General features: G+C 66.8%; 4 protein-coding genes. All 4 read left to right on the forward strand.

The annotated features are described in order from the left end of the window. Nucleotides 1-1,752, forward strand: a 1,752-nt coding sequence (gene uvrC, locus RMO30_RS10785) for an excinuclease ABC subunit UvrC (protein ID WP_309713172.1), incomplete at its 5' end; no start/stop codon positions are given. A 2-nt stretch (nucleotides 1,753-1,754) separates the two neighbouring features. Continuing rightward, a complete protein-coding gene (gene rapZ, locus RMO30_RS10790) occupies nucleotides 1,755-2,645 on the forward strand; it encodes an RNase adapter RapZ (RefSeq protein WP_309713175.1) in 891 nt (296 codons plus the stop codon). Nucleotides 2,646-2,675: 30 nt separating this feature from the next. Beyond that, nucleotides 2,676-3,647, forward strand: a complete 972-nt coding sequence (gene whiA, locus RMO30_RS10795; protein WP_309713177.1) for a DNA-binding protein WhiA — start codon at nucleotides 2,676-2,678, stop codon at nucleotides 3,645-3,647. 22 nt (nucleotides 3,648-3,669) lie between these two features. Beyond that, on the forward strand, nucleotides 3,670-3,914 hold a 245-nt coding region (locus RMO30_RS10800; RefSeq protein ID WP_397427929.1), incomplete at its 3' end, for a superoxide dismutase.

The following is a 3,914-nucleotide window of genomic DNA, read 5'->3' on the forward strand; positions in this document are numbered from 1 at the left end:
CTCAGCAACTACTTCCAGCCGATGCGCAACCTGCACCAGCGCACCCGGGCAATGGTGCTGACGGCGTCGGGGGTGGAGTGGACAGTCGTCGGCAGTGACCGGGAGGCACTCGACCTCGAGTACGCCTGGATCAAGGAATACGCGCCGCCGTTCAACGTCAAGTTTCGGGACGACAAGACCTATCCCTACCTGGTCGTCACGCTCGCCGACGAGGCGCCACGGGTGATGGTCACCCGCAACCGCCGCATCCCCGGCGCGCGATACTTCGGGCCGTATCCGAAAATCTGGGCGGTGCGAGACACGATCGACCTGATGGTGCGGGCGTTTCCCATCCGCACCTGCTCCGACTCGAGCTATAAGCGCGCGATGGCGACCGGTCGGCCCTGTTTCCCCGGCCAGATCGGCCGCTGCGGGGGACCCTGTTCGGGGAGGGTCTCAATCGAGGAGCACCGCCGCATCGTCGACGACTTCGTGGCGTTCATGGCTCACCCCGATCGCGGCGTGGTGACGTTGTTGCAACGCGAGATGAAGTCAGCAGCATCCGCATTCGAGTACGAGCGCGCGGCGATGATCCGCGACCGGCTCCAAGCACTCGAGAACGTCCTCGAGCGCAGCGCTGTCGTGCTACCTGAGGATGCGAGCGACACGGATGTCTTCGGCATCGAGCACGACGAACTCGCCGCCGCCGTGCAGCAGTTCATGGTGCGTGGCGGACGCATCACCGGAACCCGCAGCTGGGTCGTCGACACCGAAATCGATGTCACCGTCGGCGACCTCGTCGAGGCTGTGCTGCAAACCGCGTACGAGAGCGACGAGCCCCCGCGCGAGATCGTGGTGCCGAAACTCCCCGATGACGCCCCCGCTCTCGAGGCCTGGCTCGGCGACCGACGCTCCAAGGGCGCGGTCGCGCTGCGGGCTGCCCAACGCGGCGACAAGGCGGCGATCCTGAAGACCGCCACGATGAACGCGAAACAAGCGCTCGCGTTGTACAAGATGCGACGATCCGGCGACTACGTGGCGCGCACCCAAGCACTCACCGACATCCAGGAGGCACTCGGCCTGGATGACGCGCCCCTGCGCATCGAGTGTTACGACGTCTCCCACCTCGGGGGCACCAACATCGTCGCGTCGATGGTCGTGTTCGAGGACGGTCTGCCGATCAAGAACTCGTATCGGAAGTTCGCGATCAAGGAGTATGCCGACGACCTGGGAGCCATCTCGCAAGTTCTCCGGCGCCGGTTGACGAGACTCTCGGAAGACGAAGCGCAGCCCTCCGCCGAGGATTCAGTGCCCCGAAAGAGGTTCGCGTACCGACCCGGTCTGATCTTGGTCGATGGGGGAGAGCCTCAAGTCAACGCGGCGGCGGCCGTGCTCGACGAACTGGGGATCGACGACATCCCGGTCGCTGGCATCGCGAAGCGGCTCGAGGAAGTCTGGCTTCCCGGCGACTCATTCCCGGTCATCCTGCCGCGCAACAGCGAAGCGCTGTTCCTCATCCAACGCATCCGCGATGAGGCGCATCGGTTCGCGATCACGTTCCAGCGGCAGAAGCGCAAGAGCGACATCGTGTCGGTGCTATCCGAGGTGCCGGGGCTCGGGCCGGCCCGCGTGAAGGTTCTGCTCGCCCACTTCGGGTCGGTCGCGCAACTGCGAACGGCCTCCGTCGATGACATCGCCGAAGTGCGAGGGGTTGGCCCGTCCCTGGCGGCCGCGATCGTCGGTAGGCTGAGCGGAGACACCGAAGGGCAGTGACCGTGGCGGAATCGCGGGCTACAGCGAGCGCACCACGTAGAGAGCTCCTGCTCGTCACGGGGATGTCGGGAGCCGGACGCTCGACCGTCGGCAACGCGCTCGAAGATCTCGGCTGGTATGTCGTCGACAATCTGCCCCCGCAGATGCTGCGCCCCCTGGTCGAACTCTCCCGGCACACCGGGGAGACCATCCCGCGGGTCGCGGCGATCGTCGACATCCGTGGCGGTCGACTCTTCGCCGATGTGCAACACGAACTCGAGTCGCTGCGCGGCACCGACGACACCCGGATGCTGTTCCTCGACGCCACGGACGCCGCCCTCGTGCGACGCTTCGAGTCGGTGCGCCGACCACACCCCCTGCAGGGTGACGGCACGCTCCTCGACGGCATCAGTGCTGAACGCGCCCGGGTCGCCGAGCTGCGCGAGCAGAGTGACCTCGTCATCGACACGAGCGAGCTCAACATCCACCAGTTGGCGACCCTCGTCGCAGAGCACTTCGCGGCCGCCGACGAGCCGACCACGCGGGTCACCGTACTGAGTTTCGGCTACAAGTACGGCATCCCCTCGGACGCCGATCATGTCGCCGACTGCCGCTTTCTGCCGAATCCGTTCTGGGTTCCGGAGCTCAAGCCCCTCACCGGGATGGACCCCCCGGTGAGCGAGTACGTCCTCGGGCTGCCCGGAGCCCGCGAGTTCATCGACGGGTATGTGGATGCCCTCCGCCCTGTGCTCGACGGCTACGGTCGCGAGAACAAGCGGCACGCTACGATCGCTCTGGGATGCACCGGCGGCAAGCACCGGTCCGTGGCGATGGCGGAAGAGCTCAAGGCCCGCCTGAGTGTGCTCCCGGGCCTCGCGGTCAGCGTCAAGCACCGCGACCTCGGTCGTGAATGACCGACCAAACACAGACCGAAGGACGACCGCGTGGCACTGACCGCCGATGTCAAAGAAGAGCTCGCTGGAGTCGCCGTCGGTAAGACCGCCGTTCGCGCGGCCGAGCTTGCGGCACTTCTGAGGTTCTCCAGCGGCTTGCACACCATCGGAGGCCGGATCGCGGTCGAAGCCGAGCTGGAGTCGCCCAAGATCGCTCGACGGGTGCGCAAAGACCTCGCCGAGCTGTATGGGGTTCGCAGCGAGGTCTCGGTCATCTCGGGCAGCAACCTGCGGCGCACGAGCACCTATCTGGTTCGCGTGATCGAAGGCGCCGAGACCCTGGCGCGCCAGACGGGGCTCATCGACGCGCGCAACCGTCCGGTCCGCGGGCTGCCGAACCGACTGACGACGGGATCTCGCGAAGAACTCGCGGCGATCTGGCGTGGCGCGTTTCTGGCTACGGGGTCGCTCACCGACCCCGGCCGCTCGGCTGCTCTCGAAGTGATCTGCCCGGGCAACGAGGCGGCGATGGCCCTCGTCGGCGCTGCGGGACGTCTCAAAGTCTCAGCGAAGGCGCGGGAGGTGCGCGGCTCATTCCGCGTCGTGGTGCGTGACGGCGAGGCGATCAGCGCGATGCTGCAGCTGATGGGTGCCGGTGCGAGCGTGACGGCCTGGGAGGAGCTTCGCCAACGCCGCGAGGTACGGGCGACGGCGAACCGCCTCGTCAACTTCGATGACGCGAACCTCCGGCGATCTGCCCAAGCGGCGGTGGCCGCGTGTGCCCGGGTCGAGCGTGCTCTTGAGATCCTCGGTGACGAGGTCCCCGACCACTTGCGCTACGCGGGGGAGCTGCGCCTGGGGCACCGCGACGCAAGCCTCGATGAACTCGGTCATCACGCCGACCCGCCGATGACGAAAGACGCGGTCGCCGGCCGCATCCGTCGGTTGCTCGCGATGGCCGACAAGAAGGCCTCTGACCTCGGGCTTCCCGGGACCGACGCGGGACTGCCGGAACTGGACTAGGTCTCCGGCGTAGGCTGAAGTCATGGCTGACTACACGCTCCCCGACCTCCCGTACGACTTTGCGGCGCTAGAGCCGCACATCAGCGCCAGGATCATGGAGCTGCATCACGACAAGCACCACGCGGCGTACGTCGCCGGTGCGAACACCGCGCTCGAGAAGCTCGCCGAAGCACGCGAGTCGGGCGACTACGGCAACGTGCCGAAGCTCGAGAAGGACCTCGCCTTCCACCTCGGCGGTCACATCAACCACTCGATCTTCTGGAAGAA

Source organism: Pseudolysinimonas sp. (assembly GCF_031389465.1).
GTDB lineage: Bacteria > Actinomycetota > Actinomycetes > Actinomycetales > Microbacteriaceae > Pseudolysinimonas_A.